The organism is Sphingomonas sp. (assembly GCF_035555815.1).
GTDB lineage: Bacteria > Pseudomonadota > Alphaproteobacteria > Sphingomonadales > Sphingomonadaceae > Sphingomonas.
In genome coordinates this window covers 1-17,763 of sequence record NZ_DATMGG010000010.1, presented here as the reverse complement: position 1 = coordinate 17,763, position 17,763 = coordinate 1, and the positions used below count along the sequence as shown (strand labels likewise).

Sequence of the window (17,763 nt, the reverse complement as noted above, 5' to 3'; positions counted from 1 at the left end):
GCCAACGCCGGCGCCGCCGAACAGGCCGATCTTGCCGCCCTTCGCATAGGGCGCGAGCAGGTCGATGACCTTGATGCCGGTGACGAGGATGCTGGTCTCGGTCGACTGGTCGACGAAGGCCGGGGCCGAGGCGTGGATCGGCGACGTGGTTTCCGCGCCGACCGGGCCGCGCTCGTCGATCGGCTCACCGACGACGTTGAGGATGCGCCCCAGCGTCTTCGGACCGACCGGAACGCGGATCTGCGATCCGGTGTCCGTCACGGTCTGGCCGCGCGTGAGGCCGTCGGTCGCGTCCATCGCGATCGTGCGGACGGTGTTCTCGCCGAGGTGCTGCGCGACCTCGAGCACCAGCCGGTTGCCGTTGTTGTCGGTCTCCAGCGCCGACAGGATCGCCGGCAGCGCGTTGTCGAAGCTCACGTCGACGACGGCGCCGATCACCTGACTGATGCGGCCGACGTTGTTGCTGCCCACGGGGCGGTCGATCTGTGCGGCGGTTGCCATTTCTCTTCCTAGCTCTTGCTGGTGGCCGACTGGATGTCGGGGCGGGTGAAAGTCACGGTGATGACGCGATTGTTCGCGGCGCCATCGATCGGCTGGACCTTGAGCGTCCATGCCGCTCCGGGCAGCGTGCCCTGCGCGTCCTGTTCGGCGTCGATCGCCTGCTGGATCGTCTCGGCGCCATCGGCCTTGGCCGAAAACAGGAAATCGCGGATCAGCGTGCCGAACCGCGTCTTGGCGGTGGCGGCGTTGTCCGGATCGGTGATCGACGCGGCAAAGGCGAGCGTGTCGATCGCCGCCGCATCGCGCCCGGTCGCGGCGAAATCGGCGTGGTTCGGCGCCTTCGCCAGTGAGCTGGAGATGGTGATCGACCGGCCCTTTGATTCCGCGCCGCCGGGCAGGCCGGCATAGTCGCCCGCCTGGAAGCCATATTGGTTGACCGCCGGGATCGTCGTCCTGGGCGCGTTGAACAGCCGGTCCCACCCGGTCAGCGCCGCCGCGGCCTTTTGCTCCGCGGCTTCGTTGGCCAGCACCGATTCGGTCACCGGCGCGGGCTTGCATGCGCCCAGCGTCGCAGAACCGATCAGCAGAAGGGCGGCCGCCGTCCGCATTACAGCGCCTCGGCGCCCGAGATGATCTCGACCAGCTCGGTGGTGATCGCGGCCTGGCGGGTGCGGTTGTACTCGATGGTCAGCCGGTTGATCAGGTCGCCGGCGTTGCGCGTGGCATTGTCCATCGCGGTCATCTTGCTGCCCTGTTCGGACGCGGCGTTCTCCCGCATCGCGCGGTAGAGCTGCACCGCGACGTTGCGCGGCAGCAGGTTGGCGAGGATCGATTCCTCATCCGGCTCATAGGTCATCGCCGCCATGCCGGTATCGGCCGGCGCGCGCGTATCGCCGGGGATCGCGACCGGCACGATCTGCTGCTCGGTCGGCTCCTGCGTCAGCACCGACTTGAAATGCGAATAGAACAGGTGGGCGACGTCGAACTCGCCCGCCTCGAACCGCGCGATGATGTCGTCGGCATAGCCGCGCGCATCGGCGAAGGTCAGCTTGCCGAGGTCGCCCGGCTCGATGCCGTGCGCCATCTGGTCGCGATACTGGCGCGCGAGCACCGCGCGCCCCTTGCGGCCGATGGTGTAGAATTTGACCGTCTTGCCCTCGGCGATCAGTTCGGCGGCGCGGCGGCGCGCCAGACGGGCGATGTTGGTGTTGAACGCGCCGGCCAGGCCGCGATCGCTGGTCGCGACGACGAACAGGTGGACCTGATCCTTGCCGGTGCCGGCGAGCAGCCTGGGCGAGCTTTCGCTCACCGTCACCCGGCTGGCGAGGCTGGCGACGACGCTTTCCAGCCGCTGGGCATAGGGGCGCCCGGCCTCCGCCGCCTCCTGCGCGCGGCGCAGCTTGGCGGCGGCGACCATCTTCATCGCCTTGGTGATCTTCTGGGTCGACTTGACCGACCCGATCCGCATTTTGAGCGCCTTGAGAGAGGCCAACGCTTTCTTCCTTCTTGTGCTCCTGCGGAGGCAGGAGCCCAGGGTAATCGAGCGAGTCGCTTGCGACTCCGGGCTCCTGCCTTCGCAGGAGCACGATCAATCCTCAGGCAAAGGTCTTGGCGAAGTTTTCCAGCGCGGCCTTGAGCTTGGCGCGGCTGTCATCCGACAGGTCCTTGCTGTCGCGGATCGCGGTCAGGATCGCGGGATGGTTCGCGCGGATATCGGCGAGCATCGCCGCTTCGTAACGGACCACATCGTCCACTGCGACGACGTCGAGGAAGCCTTGGGTGCCGGCGAAGATCGACACCGTCTGCTCCTCGAACGGCAGCGGGCTGAACTGGGCCTGCTTGAGCAGCTCGGTCAGGCGCGCGCCGCGTGCCAGCAGGCGCTGGGTCGAGGCGTCGAGGTCCGAGCCGAACTGCGCGAACGCGGCCATTTCGCGATACTGGGCCAGCTCGAGCTTGATCGAGCCCGACACCTTCTTCATCGCCTTGGTCTGCGCGGCGGAGCCGACGCGGCTGACCGACAGGCCGACGTTGATCGCCGGGCGGATACCGGCGTTGAACAGATCGGTTTCAAGGAAGATCTGACCGTCGGTGATCGAGATCACGTTGGTCGGGATGTAGGCGGACACGTCGCCGGCCTGGGTCTCGATGATCGGCAGCGCGGTGAGCGAGCCGCCACCATTGGCGTCGGACATCTTCGCGGCGCGCTCGAGCAGGCGGCTGTGCAGATAGAACACGTCGCCCGGATAGGCTTCGCGGCCCGGCGGGCGGCGCAGCAGCAGCGACATCTGGCGATAGGCGACCGCCTGCTTCGACAGATCGTCGAACACGATCAGCGCGTGCATCCCGTTGTCGCGGAAATACTCGCCCATGGCGGCACCAGTGTAGGGCGCGAGGAACTGCAGCGGGGCCGGTTCCGACGCGGTCGCGGCGACGATGATCGAATATTCGAGCGCGCCGTTCTCTTCCAGCGTGCGGACCAGCTGGGCGACGGTCGAGCGCTTCTGGCCGACCGCGACGTAGATGCAGTAGAGCTTCTTCGATTCGTCGGTGCCGGCGTTGACGCCCTTCTGGTTGATGAAGGCGTCGATCGCGACGGCGGACTTGCCGGTCTGACGGTCGCCGATGATCAGCTCGCGCTGGCCGCGGCCGACCGGCACCAGCGCGTCGATCGCCTTGAGGCCCGACTGCATCGGCTCGCTGACCGACTGGCGCGGGATGATGCCCGGCGCCTTGACCTCGACGCGCGAACGCTGGTCGCTGACGATCGGACCCTTGCCGTCGATCGGGTTGCCGAGGCCGTCGACCACGCGGCCGAGAAGGCCCTTGCCGACCGGCACGTCGACGATGGTGCCGGTGCGCTTAACAACATCGCCTTCCTTGATCTCGGCGTCCGAGCCGAAGATCACGACGCCGACGTTGTCGGCCTCAAGGTTGAGCGCCATGCCCTGCACGCCGTTGGCGAATTCGACCATCTCGCCCGCCTGGACGTTGTCCAGCCCGTGGATGCGCGCGATGCCGTCGCCGACCGACAGCACCTGGCCGGTTTCCGAGACTTCCGCCTCGGTGCCGAAATTGGCGATCTGGTCCTTGATGACCTTCGAGATTTCTGCGGCGCGGATATCCATTGTCGAAGCCTTCAGCCTTTCATCGCGTGCGCGAGGGAGTTCAGACGGGTCTTGATCGAGCTGTCGATCATCTGGGAGCCGATCTTCACGACCAGCCCGCCCAGGAGCGAGGGATCGACCGACAGGTCGACGATGACGTCGCGGCCGACATGGCGGCGAAGCTGCTGCTTCAGCGCGGCGACCTGATCGTCGGTCAGCGGATGCGCCGAGGCGACCTCCGCGGTGGTTTCGCCGCGATGACGCGCGGCGAGCGAGCGGAACGCGCGGATGATCGCGGGAAGCTGGCCCAGCCGGCGATTCTCGGCGAGCACGCCCAGGAAGCTGGTGGTGGTGGCGTCGAGCTCGAGCAGCGCCGCGACCGCCGCGACGCCCTTTGCCGCGTCGTTACGGCCGACCACCGGGCTGCTGGTCAGCGCGCGGAAATCGGCCGATTCGGCCAGCGCCTGACGCACGGTGGCGAGGCTGGCCTCGACCGCGTCGATCGACTTGGCATCGCGCGCGAGATCAAACAGCGCCGTCGCATAGCGACCGCTGAGGCTGGCCTGGATGTTGCCGGCGACAGTGCCGCCGCCAGTGTTTCCGCCGCCAATATTTCCGCCGGATGTCTCCACGGACGCGCATTCCTCCTGGGAAAATTCGGGTTCGCCCATGCGGGAACAGCAGCCGGAATCGGCCACTCGGATGGGCTGGGCGGGCGCCTAGCAGGCGCGGCACGGCGATGCAAGCATCCGGGAGGCGATGGTTGACTAGGAAACCGGCCGCGCTAGGGCGTCGGGCGAACAGGGGAGTTGCCGCCGCCGTGTCCGATCCGATCAGCCCGCTGGAGGCGCATCTGGGCTATTGGCTGCGGGTGGCGTCGAACCATGTCGACCAGCAGCTTGCCCGCGCGCTGGGCGCGCACGGCGTGACCCCGGCGGAATGGGTGGTGATGCGCGCGCTCTATGACGCCGGGCCGGTGGCGCCGAGCGTGCTGGCCGGACGCATCGGGCTGACTCGCGGGGCGGTGACCAAGCTGGTCGACCGGCTGCGTGCCAAGGCGCTGGTGGTCCGCGCGCACGGGCCGGGCGACCGGCGGTATCAGATCATCGCGCTGACCGGCGCGGGGGCGAAACTGGTGCCGGCGCTGGCGCAACTCGTCGACGAAAGCGATTCGGCGGCGTTCGGTGCGATCCCCGCGGAAACCCGTGCGACGATCGAGGCGGCGCTGCGCAGGATCGTCGCGCCGGCCGATTGACCGCGCTGGCGGCGGGCCGCATGGCAACGACCCCGGACGAGGAGGAGATGGCGATGGCGGATGGGGCGATGGAACGGATGACGATGGCCGATGGCGCCGAGATCGCGGTTTATCATGTCCGGCCGGACGGCGCGCGGCGCGGCGGGCTGGTGCTGGTGCAGGAGATTTTCGGCGTCACGGATCATATCCGTGAGATGGCCGACGACTATGCCGCCGCCGGCTACGAAGTGCTGGCCCCGGCGCTGTTCGACCGGGAGCATCCGGGGTTCGAGGCGGGTTATACCGGCCCGGATTTCGAGCGCGCGGTCGAGCTGGCGCGCAAGCTCCACCCGTTCGAGCTGTCGCTGAGTGACGTCCAGACCTGCATCGACGCCCTGAAGCGCGACGGACCGGTGTTCGTCGCCGGCTATTGCTATGGCGGATCGGTGGCGTGGTTCGCGGCGGCGCGGCTGGACGGCGTCGCGGCGGCGTCGGCCTATTATGGCAGCCTGATCCCGGCGTCGGGCGAGGTGCCGAAGGTGCCCGTCGTCGCCCATTTCGGCCGGTTCGACCACGGTATCCCGATCGACGGCGTCGAGGCGCTGATCGCCAAAGCGCCGGCCAACGCGACGATCCATGTCTATGAGGCCGGGCACGGTTTCAATTCGGACCGGCGCAAGGACTATCACGCGCCGAGCGCCGATCTGGCGCGCGAACGGACGCTGGAATTGTTCGCGGCGAACGGGGGGTGAGCGCGACCGGCGGCGCGGCGCCGACCGGCTGGACCGATTCGGCGCAAGCGTGGATCGACGACCTGGCCGGCGAGCATGAGTTCGGGCGACGCCACGTCCTTGACCCGGTGATGCTGGCGCGGGTGCGCGGGCGTGGCTTTTCGCGCGCGCTGGACGTCGGGTGCGGCGAGGGGCGATTCTGCCGGATGATGGCGGCGGAGGGCATCGCCGCGACCGGCATCGACCCGACCGAGCCGTTGCTGGCGGAAGCGCGGGCGCGCGATCCCGGCGGCGATTATCGGATCGGCCGGGCGGAACGGCTCGATTTCGACGACGACGGCTTCGATCTGGTGGTCAGTTACCTGTCGCTGATCGATATCGCCGATATTCGCGCGGCCATCGGCGAGATGGCACGGGTGCTGCGGCCGGGCGGCAGCCTGCTGATCGCCAACCTCAACCCGTTCAACACCGCCGCGATCGTCGGGGGCGGCGCGGCGCCGGACCAGCGCAACGCGATCCGGGGCTATCTGAACGAGCGATCGGGCTGGGTGGCGTGGCGCGGTATCCGCATCCGCAACTGGCACCGGCCGATGACGACGTACATGGCATTACTGCTCGGCGCGGGGCTGGAATTGCGCTTTTTCGTCGAGCCGGCGGCAAGCGGCGGTCCGTCCGCGCAGCAGCAGCGGTACGACGACGCGCCGTGGTTTCACGTGATGGAATGGCGCAAGCCGGCCGACTGAGCGGGCAGGACCGCCGCCAGTCGCGCGAAAGGCGGGAGTCCATCCGACGCCGACGGCCCGGCGGTGTCGCCGGACCCGTCCCGATGGACTCCCGCCTTTTCAGGCAGACCGAAGGGAAGGGGCGCTACCGCCCGCGACCGCCGCCGCCGCCCTGCCGCCGCTGGCCACCGCCGCTGCCGCTGCCCGCACCGCCACCGGCGGGACGCGCGCTGAACCGCTTCTTGGCCGGAAAGTGGCGGCGCGGCTGTTCGCCGTCCCGGCCCTGGCCGCCCTGCATCGCGCGACCGTTGCGGCCGTTGACCTCATCGCGGCTGACCGGAACCGGCGCACGGCTCTTGACCAGCTTGGCCGCTTCCGCCTGGAAATTCTCCGGCAGCGAGCGGACGTCGACCTTTTGCCGGGTCAGCCGCTCGATATCGCGCAGATAGGGCTTCTCGTCATCGGCGCAGAAGCTGATCGCGATGCCGTCCGCTCCAGCACGCGCGGTGCGGCCGATGCGGTGGACATACTGCTCCGGCACGTTGGGCAGCTCGAAGTTGAACACATGGCTGACGCCCGACACGTCGATGCCGCGCGCGGCGATGTCGGTGGCGACCAGGATCGGCACCTTGCCCGCGCGGAACTCGCCCAGCGCGCGCTCACGCTGTGGCTGGCTCTTGTTGCCGTGGATCGCGTTCGCCGCGACGCCGTTGGCGGCGAGCAGCTTCACGACGCGGTCGGCGCCGTGCTTTGTACGCGTGAACACCAGCGCGCGATCGATCTTGAGCTGCATCAGCGCCATCGTCAGCAGCGCCTGCTTTTCCGCCTGGTTGACGAAGATCACCTGCTGCTCGACGCGCTCGGCGGTGGTGGCGACCGGGGTGACCTTCACCTCGACCGGATCCTTGATGAACTGGTCGGCCAGCTCGCGGATCGACTTGGGCATGGTCGCCGAGAAGAACAGCGACTGGCGCTGGCGCGGCAGCAGCTTCACGACGCGCTTCAGCGCATGGATGAAGCCGAGGTCCATCATCTGGTCAGCCTCGTCGAGCACGAAGATCTCGACCGCGGACAGGGTCAGATGGCCTTCGTCGATCAGGTCGATCAGGCGGCCGGGAGTGGCGACGAGGATGTCGACGCCCTTCGACAGATCCTGCCGGTTCTTGTGGACCGAGGTGCCGCCGAACACGGTGACCACCGACAGGCGGCTGCCCTTGGCATAGCCGCGCGCGTTGTCGGCGATCTGCGCCGCCAGTTCGCGCGTAGGGGCGAGCACCAGCATCCGGCACTGGCGCGGCAGCGGCCGCTTGTTGCTGGCATTGAGGCGGTCGATCGACGGCAGCACGAACGCGGCGGTCTTGCCGGTGCCGGTCTGGGCGATGCCGAGCAGGTCGCGCCCTTCGAGCAGCGAGGGGATGGATTGCGCCTGGATCGGGGTGGGCGTGGTATAGCCCTTGGCGGTGAGCGCATCGAGGACGGACTTCGAGAGCCCGAGCTGATTGAATTGCATGGAGATTATAGACTCGTCTTGGGAGTCGGCGCGCGACCGTCCGGTGCGGACGTCGCGATACGACGGGCCAGAGAATGGCGACCCGCGTGAAAGGGGAAGCTGGGGAAACGAAGCCGGGCCGGGGCGGCAAAACCGCCCGATCACGCTGCCGATTTAAGGCTTCGCTGGTGCAGCATATGGCGGGGAAGGCCGGGAAAGTCAAGAATCGGCGATTCCCTCTCCATCGGGAGAGGGAGGGAGCCGCGCAGCGGCGGAAGGGTGAGGGTAATCGGCGCGCACATTGCTTGCCTCGTCACCCTCACCCTTCCCTCTCCCGATGGGAGAGGGCGGTTGCTTTGGCGGCAAACCGCGGGAAGCGTTGGCGCGCGCCATCGCCTATATCCGGGGCATGACGCAGGACATCGACACCGACACCGCCTGGGCCGCCTTTGAAGCGCGTGACCGTCGTTATGACGGACGCGTGCTGGTCGCGGTCACCACCACCGGCATCTATTGCAAGCCGAGCTGCCCGGCGCGGCGGCCGAAGCGCGAGCATGTCCGCTTCTTCGCCGATACCGACGCCGCGCGCGCCGCCGGTTTCCGTGCGTGCCTGCGCTGCCAGCCCGACGCGGTCGGGCGCGACCGGATCGCGGTGGCCGAGGCGGTGGCGCTGATCGAGCGCGCGGAAGCGCCGGTCGGGCTGGAGCAGCTGGCGGCGGCGGTCGGCTATGCGCCGCATCATTTCCACCGCCTGTTCAAGCGCGCGACCGGGGTGACGCCCGCCGCCTATGCGCGCGGGCTGCGCGCGCGCCGCGCCGCCGTGGCGCTGAGCGCGGAGGAATCGGTGACCAGCGCGATCTACGATGCCGGCTATTCGGCGCCGAGCCGGTTCTACGAGACCGCCAACGCCCGGCTGGGGATGACGCCGAGCGCGTGGAAGCGCGGCGGGGCGGGGGTGACGATCCGCTGGACCGTGGCCGAGACCAGCCTGGGGCCGCTGCTGATCGCGGCGACCGACAAGGGGCTGTGCCGCGTCGCGTTCGACGAGGATTGGGCGGATCTGGCCCGGCGCTTTCCCAACGCGGAGATCGTGGCGGGGGGCGCGGCGCTGAGCGAGCTGGCGGCGCGGGTGGTGGGCGAGGTCGAGGGGCCGGGCCGCCACGCCGACCTGCCGGTCGACGTGCAGGGCACCGCGTTCCAGGAGGCGGTGTGGAACGCGCTGTGCGCGATTCCCGCCGGTGAGACGCGCAGCTATGCCCAGATCGCCGCCGCCGCCGGCCGCCCCGGCGCGGTGCGCGCGGCGGGGACGGCGTGCGGGGCGAACAACGTCGCGGTGGTGATCCCCTGCCACCGCGTCCGGCGCGGCGACGGCGCGATCGGCGGCTATGCCTATGGGGTGGACCGGAAACGGGCGCTGCTGAAGCGGGAGGGGGAGGCGTAGGGCCTCGCGGCGTGCCGCGGCGCTCGACCGCTCGCCGACCGCTGTGGCTGCAATGGTCGCGCCGGCCCCTTGGGCATAGCGGGCGCCGACCCTGAGGCACGAGACGGGGTCGGCCCGCGCGCTAGTTCCCCGTCGCCTTGCAGGTGTAGACCAGCTTTTCGTTGAAACGCGGCGGCAGCGCGGCGCGGATCGCGGCCTGCTGGCTGGCGAGGCTGGCGCGGGCGGTGGGATCGGCCGAGCACGCCTTGAGCGCGACGTCCTTGCGCAGCGCGCGGGCGCGGGTCATCTCGCCATCGCCCAGCAGGTAGCGGGTATTGGTGTAGGTGCGCGTCGCCGGCTGATAGCCGAGGATCGACACCGTCGCTTCGTTGTCGGGCACCAGCACGCGTTCCCAGCCGCCGTGGCCGTCCTCGGCATATTGGGTGCGGCCGTTGATGCAGCCGTCGCCGCTATAGTCGAGCGTGACGTCGGGGGCGGCGCTGACCGTCACCCGGCTGCGCGCCGAATCGATCGTGCACAGCATCTTGCCGGTGCCGGGATCGGCGACGGGCACGACGCGCGGTGGCGGCGCGGCCTTGACCGTGGCGGGATCGAAGCCGGGGCGGACGAAGAACAGTACGATCGCCAGCAGCATCACCACCCCGCCGCCGATCGCCACCGCCAGCGCGCGCGGATCGCCGCGCGTGGCGAGCAGCCCCGCACCGCCCAGCCCGAGCGCCCCGAGCACCAGCAGCAACGTGGCGCCGCCGATGAAATTCTCGCGCACGCTCAGGTTGCGGTCGCGCGCCTCGGCGAGCGCGGTGGCGCGGTCGGCCAGCGTCCGCACCTCCGCCGCCTGGGCCACCGCCTCGGCCTGTTCGCGCGCGCTGGCGGCGGCGGCGCTGTCGGCCGCGAGCCGGTCCTCAAGCGTCGAGCAGGGCACGCCGACCGAGGCGACCGGCTGCTTCGCCTCGCGCAGGAAGGCGTTGAGCTCGGCGTCGGAGATCGCGAAGCCGAAGCTGGCGTCGCCCGATTCGCTCTGGGTGATCGCGGAGTTGACGCCGACGACGCGGCCGCAGCGATCGAGCAGCGGCCCGCCCGAATTGCCGCGCGCGATGTTGGCGGTGTGGAGCAGCATCGCCACCCCGCCGACGGACCGCGCGCCAGAGAACACCCCCTGCGAGCGCACCGGCGACAGCGGGCGGATGAAGTCGCTCATCGACTGGGCGGTGGCGACGTCGACATTGCCGGGATAGCCCAGCGCGATCAGCGCATCGCCCTCGTCCGCCGGGCCGGCGTAGAGCGTCAGCGGCGGCAGGCTGACGCCGGTGAATTCGATCAGCGCGAGGTCGCGCGACGGATCGACCGCGATCAGCCGACCCTGATAGCTCTTGTCGCCGGCAGAGGGCACGATGCCGATCAGGACATTGTCGGGATAGCGCGCCGCCGGCTCGACGACATGGGCGTTGGTGACGATGCGATTGGGCGCGACCGCAAAGCCGCTGCCATGGCCGAAACCGGCGACTTCCCCATCCACCATTGCGATGGTGACGACGCGGACCACGCCGCGCCCGGCGGCGCCGATATCGTCGGCGCGCGCGGGGGATGCCAGGGTCGACAGCGCCACGGTGAACAGCGCCAACAGGGCAAGGACGAAACGCACGGCAGCCGTGTCGCAGGTCGCGCGCGCGCTTTCAAGCGGCGCGACGCCGTGACGTCATATCTGCGCGACCGCCCGCCGTTATTGGGCGAACCCGCCGGGCGCCGGGGACACCGTGACCGCGCCGCCGTTGCGGACCTCCTGCACCTCCAGCGATCGTTCGGCGACGCCGTCGCGGCCGAAGCGGAACGCGCCGTCGAGCCCGGCGAAGCCGCCGCGATCGGACAGTGCCGCCTCCGGGAAACGCTGCCCGACGCGCCAGTCGCGCGCGATGCGGACGGTGAGCAGCACCGCGTCATAGCCCAGGCTCGACAGCCGATAGGGCGCCGCGCCGAATCGCGCGCGATATTTGGTGGCATATTGGCGATAGAGATTGTCCGACACGCTGGCGAACCACGCGCCGTTCAGCGCCGGCTGGCTGCCGATCGCGGTGTCGGTGTTCCACAATTCGGTGCCGAGCACGCGCGCGGTGGTCGCACCGTTACGGCGCAGCACCGGCACCGCCATCGCCGCCGTGCCGCTCGAATCGGCGATCAGCACCGCCTGGAACGGCGACGTCTTGGGCATCTTCGCCACCGCCGCCGCGATCGATCCGGCGCTGCGGTCATAGGTCTGCATCGTCACGACCTTGCCGCCCGCCGCCTCCACGGCGCGCAGGAAGGCGGTCGATGCGCGCTCGCCGTACAGCCCGCGCGGGATCAGGCCGGCGAAATTGGTGATGCCGCTCTTGCGCGCATAGTCGACGACGCGGTCGATCGACTGCACCGGGGTGTAGCCCAGGACATAGGCGCCGTTGCCGGCGACCGACACGTCATTGGAAAAGCTGAGCACCGGCACCGACGACCGCTTGGCGATCGGCGCGACGGCGCGGACATCCTCCGACAGCAGCGGGCCGAGGATGAGCTGGTTGCCCTCCGCGATCGCGCGAGTCGCCGCCGCCGCCGCGCCGGTGGCGGTATCATAGCTGGTGATGCGGATGCGCTCGTTCTGGGTATCGAGCAGCGCGAGCTGGGTGGCGTTGGCCAGGCTGCGGCCGACCGCCGCGTTGGTGCCCGACAGCGGCACCAGCAGCGCGACACGGTGGCGCTCGACGTCCTCGGGCAGCGTGCCGGTGGCGGGGGCGGTGCTGGGCGGCGCCTTGGTCGGCGGCGGCGGCGCTTCGGGGCCGGTGCGCGGCACGATCGTCGAGCAACCCGCCAGCAGCGCGGCGCCCGCCAGCGCGATCAGCCGCTTCAATGCACCGCGTCGTTGCGCGGTAGCCGCCGCATCCTGCATAGATCATCCCCTTATGAACGCCGAACTCTTACCCGGCCTCTACATCGTCGCGACCCCGATCGGCAATCTCGGCGACCTGTCGCCGCGCGCCGCAGCGGTGCTCGCCCGCGCCGATGTGATCGCGGTCGAAGACAGCCGTGTGACGGCCAAGCTGCTGAATCACCTCGGCATCAAGCGGCCGATGACGCCGTACCACGATCACAATGCGGAAGGGGTGCGGCCGGGTCTGGTCGCGCGGATGGGCGCGGAGGTGGTCGCGTTGGTTTCCGACGCCGGCACGCCGCTGATCTCCGATCCCGGCTACAAGCTGGTGCGCGACGCGCGCGCGGCGGGTCATGCGGTGACGACGATTCCGGGGCCGTGCGCGGCGGTGGCGGCGCTGACGCTGGCGGGGTTGCCGACCGACCGCTTCCTGTTCCTCGGCTTCCTTCCGCCCAAGGCGGGCGCGCGCGCGACCGCGATCGCCGAGGTGGCCGCGATCCGCGCGACGCTGATCCTGTACGAAAGCGGTCCACGGCTTGCCGTGACATTGTCCGCGCTGGTCGAGGGGCTTGGCGACCGCGAGGCCGGGGTGGCGCGCGAGATCACCAAGAAATTCGAGGAATGCGTGACCGGCACCCTCACCGAACTCGCCGCGCGCTACGCCGATGCGCCGCCCAAGGGGGAGATCGTGGTGATCGTCGCCCCGCCGGGCGATCCGGCCCCCGCCAGCGAGGAGGATGCCGACACCGCGCTGGCCGAGGCGCTCACTCGCCTGCCCGCGTCGAAGGCGGCGGGGGAGGTGGCGAAGCGGCTCGGGCTGGATCGCCGGGAGCTTTATGCGCGGGCCATGGCGATGAAGGATGCGTGACCGCCGCGCCGCCGAGGCGGCCGGGCGGCGCGGCGAACGGATCGCGGGGTGGTGGTTGCGGCTGAAGGGCTGGCGCATCCTCGATCGCCGGGTGCGGACGCCCGCCGGGGAGGTCGACCTGATCGCGCGGCGGGGCAATCTGGTCGCCTTTGTCGAGGTGAAGTCGCGGGCCGGCGCTGCCGATCTCGATTTCGCGATCGACCAGCGCCGGCTGGCGCGGGTGGCGGCGGCGGCGGAATATCTGATGCCGCGCTATGCCGGGCCGGGCGACGACATCCGCGTCGACGTCATCCTGCTCGCCCCGCGCACGCCGCCGCGCCATATCGAGAATGCGTGGATCGGGTGACAAACACCCGGCCCCGCTCCTATTTCCGTTCGTCCTGAGCTTGTCGAAGGACCGCTTTTCTCTCTAGGCGAAGAAGGACGGCCCTTCGACAGGCTCAGGGCGAACGGAGGTAGGTTTCGTGGCACTCACCATTGCCGTCCAGATGGACCCGCTCGAATCGATCAACATCGCCGGCGATTCGACCTTTGCGCTGATGCTGTCGGCGCAGGCGCGCGGACACAGCCTGTTTCATTATGCGGCGGAGGATCTGAACTACGCCGACGGCCATGTGTGGGCGCGCGCGCATCCGGTGACGGTGCAGCGAGTGGCGGGCGAGCATTTCACGTTCGGCGATCCGGTGCGGCTCGACCTGGGGGAGGAAGCCGACGTCGTGCTGATGCGGCAGGACCCGCCGTTCGACCTGGGCTATATCACCGCGACCCACCTGCTCGAGCGGATCAGCGACCGCACACTGGTGGTCAACGACCCCGCCAGCGTGCGCAACGCGCCGGAGAAGCTGTGGGTGCTTGATTTCGCGCGGTTCATGCCGCCGACGCTGGTGACGCGCAGCGTGGACGAGGCGCGCGCGTTTCTGGCGACGCATGGCGAGATCGTGATCAAGCCGCTTCACGGCAACGGCGGCAAGGCGATCTTCAAGATCGGCAGCGACGGCGCCAATCTGTCCAGCCTGATCGAGGTGTTCAACACCGCCTATCGCGAGCCGCACATGGTGCAGGCGTTCCTGCCCGGCGTGGTGAAGGGCGACAAGCGGATCGTGCTGGTCGATGGCGAGGTCGCCGGCGCGGTCAACCGCATCCCCGGCGAGGGCGAGATCCGGTCCAACCTGGCGGTGGGCGGGACCGCCGCGCGCACCGAACTGACGCCGCGCGAGCAGGAAATCTGCGCCGCGCTCGCCCCCGAGCTGAAGGCGCGCGGGCTGATCTTCGTCGGGATCGACGTGATCGGCGGCGAGTGGCTGACCGAGATCAACGTCACGTCCCCCACCGGCATTGTCGCGATCGATCGGTTCAACGGCACCGATACCGCCGCGATGATCTGGGACGCGATCGAACGAAAGGTCGCCGCGCGCTGACGTGGTGAAGCGCGACGATCGGTCCGTCGCGCCAGAGGGGAACGGATAGCCGTTTCCTTCGTCATTGCCGCGCCGACGAATTGCCTGCATCGCGGGAACGCATATTCCCCCTCAGCCGGAACGCATCCGCGCCATTGCGGGAATGACAGGAAAGAAGACGCCCGCCGATGTTCGACTGGACCAGCAACCCGATCTTCGTCAGCTATTGGGGAATCTTCTTCCTGATGGTGCTCGAAAACGTGATCCCGCCGGTGCCGTCGGAGGTGATCATGGGGATCGCCGGCATCGCCGCGGCCGAGGGAAAGCTGGATTTCACGCTGGCGGTGCTGGCCGGCACGCTGGGCTGCGTGGTCGGCAACCTGTTCTGGTACGAGATCGGCCGCCGCTATGGCTATCAGCGGCTCAAGCCGTGGGTCGAGCGGTGGAGCCGGTGGCTGACGGTCGAGTGGCACGACGTCGAGAAGATCCACGGCTATTTCCAGCGCCACGGCGGCAAGACGGTGTTCTTTTTCCGCTTCATGCCGTTCGGCCGCACGATCATCTCGCTGCCGGCCGGGCTGATGCAAATGTCGGCGACGCGGTTCATCCTCTTCACCGCCGCCGGCAGCCTGATCTGGAACCTGCTGCTGGTGGGCACCGGCTATTGGCTGAAGACCCAGTTCGACGCGGTCGACCGTTACGTCGAACCGATCGTCATTGGCGTGGTCGTGGTGCTGCTGCTGATCTATGTCTGGCGGGTGGCGACGTGGAAGCCGCGTACCGACGCCTGAACTGGACGGCCCCGCGCTTCCTTCGTCTTTCCTATGCAGGCGGAGCTTCGCTCCGGCTGAACGGTGAGCCTCCTTACCCTCAGCGACGACCGATTCCCGCCCGCGCCGGAATGACGGGCGTGGTTCACGCGCGTGGATGGGCGTTGCGGTACACGTCCAGCAGATGCGCCGCGTCGACCGCGGTATAGACCTGGGTCGACGTCAGGCTGGCGTGGCCCAGCAGTTCCTGCAATGCGCGCAGATCGGCCCCGCGCCCCAGCAGATGAGTGGCGAAGCTGTGCCGCAGCGCGTGCGGCGTCGTGCGGTGCGACAGGCCCAGCCGCGCCCGCGCCACGCGCACCGACCGCCGCACCACCCCGGCCGACAGCGGACCGCCCCTCGCCCCCCGGAACAGTTCGGCATCGCGCGCGACGCCCCATGGCTGGAGCGCGACATAGCGTTCGATCGCCTCGCGCACCGGGGGCAGCAGCGGGACCAGCCGCGTCTTCGCGCGCTTGCCGGTCACGCTGATCGTCTCGCCCAGCGGCAGCACCGCCCCGGTCAGCCCCAGCGCCTCCCCGATGCGCAGCCCGGCGCCGTAGAGCAGCAGCAGCACCGCCCAGTCGCGCGCGCCGATCCATGGGGTCGTGGCGTCCTCCGCCACCTCCTCGGCGAGCGCGATCGCCTCGTCGGGGGCGATCGGGCGCGGCACGCCCGGCTTGATCCGGGGGCCGCGCAGCCGGGGCGGCTCGGCGCCGGCGAAGGCGAGGAAGCCGCGCACGGCCGACAGTTCGCGCGCGGCGGAGGCGTTGCCGATCCCGTCGCCGCGCCGGTGCGCCAGGAATGCGCGCAGATCCGCCGCGCTCACCCGCGCCAGCGCGGCCGGGTCGATCGCTTCCCCCCAATGCGATTGCAGGAACGCCACCAGCCGCTCCGCCGTCGCCTGATAGGCGCGCACGGTGTGCGCCGATCGCCGCCGGTCACGCGCGAGATGCCGGGCATAGAGCAGGGGGAGCGGATCGGTCACGGCACGGCTTTACGCCGCCGTGGCGAACACCGCCATGGCCGCTGGCGCGGCCGGAGCGCGCGTCCTATAGCGCGCGCGCCGGCCGCGATGTCGCCCGGAGCTGGAGAGGATGTGATGCATCGCCTGTGTCTCGCGATCGTCGCGGCGATGTTGCCGGCGGTTGCCCATGCGCAGCAGACCGACAGCCAGCTGTGGCTTGCCGCCAATGCCGCGACCACGATCGGCAAGACGACGGTGACGATCGAGAGCAACGGCCGCTTCGCCGACGCCGCGGGCGGCTTCGCCCATGCCGAGATCGGCGGATTCGCCAGCGTGCCCGTCGCCAAGGGGGTCGATGTCGCGATCGGCTATCGCCACGTCGAGGACTGGGACCGCGGCCGTGCGCTGCCCAATGAGGAGCGGCTGCGGCAGATGGTGACGGTGGCGCTCGGCGGCGGCCTTGCCGGGCGGCTGCGGTTCGAGCAGCGTTTCCATTCGAGCGGCGGCCCGGTCGGACTGCGGCTGCGGCCGAACCTGCGCTACACGCGGCCGCTGTCCGCCGGCGGGCTGTCGCTGTTCGCGACGCATGAAAGTTATCTCAACTTCAACACCACCCGCTGGGGCCAGCGTGGCGGCTATGAACGGATGCGCAACGCCGTCGGCCTGTCGATCCCGCTGTCGCGCGCGATCCGGATCGATCCGGGGTATCTCAACCAATATCGTTTCGGTCGGGGCGGCGCGCGCGATCGCATGGACCATGCGCTGACGCTGGCGCTCAACTATCTGTTCTGAACAGCAGCAGCGGTTCCGCAACGCCCGGAGCCAGAACGGTGCCGTGCGGACCCATGCCGAGCCGGCCGAGGATCGCCACCGACCGCGCGTTGCGCGGCTTCACGATCGCCGCGACCGGCGCGATCCCGCGCGCGCCGGCCCAGTCGAGCACCGCGCGCGCCGCCTCCAGCGCATAGCCCTTGCCCCGCCCGGCGGGCAGGAAGGCGTAGCCGAGATCGACGTGATCGAGCCAGTCGCGCGCGACCAGCCCCGCCATGCCGATCGGCTCCGCGCCGCCGCGTTCGACCACGGCGAACATGCCGAAGCCGTGCGTGTCATAGCTGGCGACATAGCGTTCGGGGATCGCCCGCCGCGCGTCGGCCAGCGTATGCACCCCCCGATCGCCGATCTGCGCCAGGAAATCGGCATCGGTCAGCAGCGCGTGGAGGAACGGCGCATCGTCCACCGTCAGGTGGCGAAGGATCAGCCGGTCGGTCTCGATCACGATCATCCGCGTTCGCCCATTTGCCTTCGCCGCGCCAATCCCTAGTTGGGAACGATGGCACGGGCGCGCGTGATTGTCATGAATTCGGCATTGGGGCCGCTCGACTATCGCGTGCCGCACGGCATGACGGTCGAGCCGGGCGCGATCGTCGTCGCGCCGCTGGGTCCGCGCCAGTTGCTGGGGGTGGTGTGGGAGCCGGAGCGGCTGGCGACCGAGGAGGTCGGCGACAACCGGCTGCGCAACCTGATCGGCGTCGTCGACGCCCCGCCAATCCCGGCGCCGCTGCGGCGGCTGATCGAATGGACCGCCGACTATTATCTTGCTCCGC

The 17,763-nt window shown here is 69.7% G+C and carries 18 protein-coding genes and 2 pseudogenes; 10 read left to right on the top strand and 10 right to left on the bottom strand.

The window, feature by feature from the left end:
* From VNR91_RS00585 to VNR91_RS00565, 5 genes and pseudogenes are all read right to left on the bottom strand, one after another.
* Positions 1-501, bottom strand: a pseudogene (locus VNR91_RS00585) (F0F1 ATP synthase subunit beta); the annotation flags it as partial.
* An 8-nt stretch (positions 502-509) separates the two neighbouring features.
* A complete protein-coding gene (locus VNR91_RS00580; RefSeq protein ID WP_325488851.1) occupies positions 510-1,109 on the bottom strand; it encodes a hypothetical protein in 600 nt (199 codons plus the stop codon).
* A complete protein-coding gene (locus tag VNR91_RS00575; protein WP_325488850.1) occupies positions 1,109-1,993 on the bottom strand; it encodes a F0F1 ATP synthase subunit gamma in 885 nt (294 codons plus the stop codon). The genes VNR91_RS00580 and VNR91_RS00575 overlap by 1 nt, the downstream gene beginning before the upstream one ends.
* Positions 1,994-2,096: 103 nt before the next feature.
* Complete coding sequence (gene atpA / locus VNR91_RS00570) at positions 2,097-3,626, bottom strand: F0F1 ATP synthase subunit alpha (protein ID WP_325488849.1); 1,530 nt, start codon at positions 3,624-3,626, stop codon at positions 2,097-2,099.
* An 11-nt stretch (positions 3,627-3,637) separates the two neighbouring features.
* Positions 3,638-4,237, bottom strand: a complete 600-nt coding sequence (locus tag VNR91_RS00565; RefSeq protein WP_414712353.1) for a F0F1 ATP synthase subunit delta — start codon at positions 4,235-4,237, stop codon at positions 3,638-3,640.
* 188 nt (positions 4,238-4,425) lie between these two features.
* On the opposite strand from VNR91_RS00565, the gene VNR91_RS00560 reads away from it, so the two are divergent.
* Genes VNR91_RS00560 through VNR91_RS00550 form a run of 3 tightly spaced genes read left to right on the top strand, consistent with a single transcriptional unit; the run spans position 4,426 to position 6,313 of the window.
* The gene (locus tag VNR91_RS00560) at positions 4,426-4,860 is read left to right on the top strand and encodes a MarR family transcriptional regulator (protein ID WP_325488848.1); all 435 of its coding nucleotides are present in this window, start codon (positions 4,426-4,428) and stop codon (positions 4,858-4,860) included.
* A gap of 20 nt (positions 4,861-4,880) precedes the next feature.
* Complete coding sequence (locus VNR91_RS00555; RefSeq protein WP_325488847.1) at positions 4,881-5,591, top strand: dienelactone hydrolase family protein; 711 nt, start codon at positions 4,881-4,883, stop codon at positions 5,589-5,591.
* Positions 5,588-6,313 (top strand): class I SAM-dependent methyltransferase, encoded by a 726-nt coding sequence (locus tag VNR91_RS00550; RefSeq protein ID WP_325488846.1) that lies wholly within the window; start codon positions 5,588-5,590, stop codon positions 6,311-6,313. Before VNR91_RS00555 ends, VNR91_RS00550 begins: the two co-directional genes overlap by 4 nt.
* A gap of 124 nt (positions 6,314-6,437) precedes the next feature.
* Here the strand turns inward: VNR91_RS00550 and VNR91_RS00545 are convergent, their stop codons facing one another.
* The gene (locus tag VNR91_RS00545; protein ID WP_325488845.1) at positions 6,438-7,802 is read right to left on the bottom strand and encodes a DEAD/DEAH box helicase; all 1,365 of its coding nucleotides are present in this window, start codon (positions 7,800-7,802) and stop codon (positions 6,438-6,440) included.
* Positions 7,803-8,190: 388 nt separating this feature from the next.
* On the opposite strand from VNR91_RS00545, the gene ada reads away from it, so the two are divergent.
* Positions 8,191-9,222, top strand: coding sequence for a bifunctional DNA-binding transcriptional regulator/O6-methylguanine-DNA methyltransferase Ada (gene ada, locus VNR91_RS00540; protein ID WP_325488844.1), 1,032 nt, complete (start codon positions 8,191-8,193; stop codon positions 9,220-9,222).
* Between the two features lie 121 nt (positions 9,223-9,343).
* On the opposite strand, the gene VNR91_RS00535 is transcribed toward ada, so the two are convergent.
* Both VNR91_RS00535 and VNR91_RS00530 read right to left on the bottom strand, forming a co-directional pair.
* Entirely contained in the window at positions 9,344-10,864 is a 1,521-nt protein-coding gene (locus VNR91_RS00535; RefSeq protein ID WP_325488843.1) for a S1C family serine protease, read from the bottom strand.
* Between the two features lie 78 nt (positions 10,865-10,942).
* A complete protein-coding gene (locus VNR91_RS00530) occupies positions 10,943-12,136 on the bottom strand; it encodes a penicillin-binding protein activator (protein ID WP_325488842.1) in 1,194 nt (397 codons plus the stop codon).
* 13 nt (positions 12,137-12,149) lie between these two features.
* Between VNR91_RS00530 and rsmI the strand changes: the two genes are divergently transcribed.
* From rsmI to VNR91_RS00510, 4 genes are all read left to right on the top strand, one after another.
* Positions 12,150-12,986: a 16S rRNA (cytidine(1402)-2'-O)-methyltransferase gene (gene rsmI, locus VNR91_RS00525; protein ID WP_325488841.1), complete on the top strand. Its 837-nt coding sequence runs from the start codon at positions 12,150-12,152 to the stop codon at positions 12,984-12,986.
* The gene (locus VNR91_RS00520; RefSeq protein ID WP_325488840.1) at positions 12,979-13,332 is read left to right on the top strand and encodes a YraN family protein; all 354 of its coding nucleotides are present in this window, start codon (positions 12,979-12,981) and stop codon (positions 13,330-13,332) included. Before rsmI ends, VNR91_RS00520 begins: the two co-directional genes overlap by 8 nt.
* Positions 13,333-13,450: 118 nt before the next feature.
* A complete protein-coding gene (gene gshB / locus VNR91_RS00515; protein ID WP_325488839.1) occupies positions 13,451-14,404 on the top strand; it encodes a glutathione synthase in 954 nt (317 codons plus the stop codon).
* Positions 14,405-14,571: 167 nt separating this feature from the next.
* Complete coding sequence (locus VNR91_RS00510; RefSeq protein WP_325488838.1) at positions 14,572-15,174, top strand: DedA family protein; 603 nt, start codon at positions 14,572-14,574, stop codon at positions 15,172-15,174.
* A 124-nt stretch (positions 15,175-15,298) separates the two neighbouring features.
* On the opposite strand, the gene VNR91_RS00505 is transcribed toward VNR91_RS00510, so the two are convergent.
* Entirely contained in the window at positions 15,299-16,180 is an 882-nt protein-coding gene (locus tag VNR91_RS00505; protein WP_325488837.1) for a tyrosine recombinase XerC, read from the bottom strand.
* A 114-nt stretch (positions 16,181-16,294) separates the two neighbouring features.
* Between VNR91_RS00505 and VNR91_RS00500 the strand changes: the two genes are divergently transcribed.
* Complete coding sequence (locus VNR91_RS00500; RefSeq protein ID WP_325488836.1) at positions 16,295-16,951, top strand: DUF2490 domain-containing protein; 657 nt, start codon at positions 16,295-16,297, stop codon at positions 16,949-16,951.
* Here the strand turns inward: VNR91_RS00500 and VNR91_RS00495 are convergent.
* Positions 16,935-17,441, bottom strand: coding sequence for a GNAT family N-acetyltransferase (locus VNR91_RS00495; protein ID WP_325488835.1), 507 nt, complete (start codon positions 17,439-17,441; stop codon positions 16,935-16,937). The genes VNR91_RS00500 and VNR91_RS00495 overlap by 17 nt on opposite strands.
* A gap of 48 nt (positions 17,442-17,489) precedes the next feature.
* Here VNR91_RS00495 and VNR91_RS00490 point away from each other — a divergent pair.
* A pseudogene (locus VNR91_RS00490) lies at positions 17,490-17,763 on the top strand (primosomal protein N'); the annotation flags it as partial.

What these genes read in the sequence shown, in the direction of transcription:
- rsmI (WP_325488841.1), top strand. Translation starts at nt 12,150, where the DNA reads ATGAACGCCGAACTCTTACCCGGCCTCTACATCGTCGCGACCCCGATC.
- VNR91_RS00580 (WP_325488851.1), bottom strand. Translation starts at nt 1,109, where the DNA reads ATGCGGACGGCGGCCGCCCTTCTGCTGATCGGTTCTGCGACGCTGGGC.
- VNR91_RS00510 (WP_325488838.1), top strand. Translation starts at nt 14,572, where the DNA reads ATGTTCGACTGGACCAGCAACCCGATCTTCGTCAGCTATTGGGGAATC.
- atpA (WP_325488849.1), bottom strand. Translation starts at nt 3,626, where the DNA reads ATGGATATCCGCGCCGCAGAAATCTCGAAGGTCATCAAGGACCAGATC.
- VNR91_RS00545 (WP_325488845.1), bottom strand. Translation starts at nt 7,802, where the DNA reads ATGCAATTCAATCAGCTCGGGCTCTCGAAGTCCGTCCTCGATGCGCTC.
- VNR91_RS00495 (WP_325488835.1), bottom strand. Translation starts at nt 17,441, where the DNA reads ATGATCGTGATCGAGACCGACCGGCTGATCCTTCGCCACCTGACGGTG.
- VNR91_RS00530 (WP_325488842.1), bottom strand. Translation starts at nt 12,136, where the DNA reads ATGCAGGATGCGGCGGCTACCGCGCAACGACGCGGTGCATTGAAGCGG.
- ada (WP_325488844.1), top strand. Translation starts at nt 8,191, where the DNA reads ATGACGCAGGACATCGACACCGACACCGCCTGGGCCGCCTTTGAAGCG.
- VNR91_RS00555 (WP_325488847.1), top strand. Translation starts at nt 4,881, where the DNA reads ATGGCAACGACCCCGGACGAGGAGGAGATGGCGATGGCGGATGGGGCG.
- VNR91_RS00520 (WP_325488840.1), top strand. Translation starts at nt 12,979, where the DNA reads ATGCGTGACCGCCGCGCCGCCGAGGCGGCCGGGCGGCGCGGCGAACGG.
- VNR91_RS00500 (WP_325488836.1), top strand. Translation starts at nt 16,295, where the DNA reads ATGCATCGCCTGTGTCTCGCGATCGTCGCGGCGATGTTGCCGGCGGTT.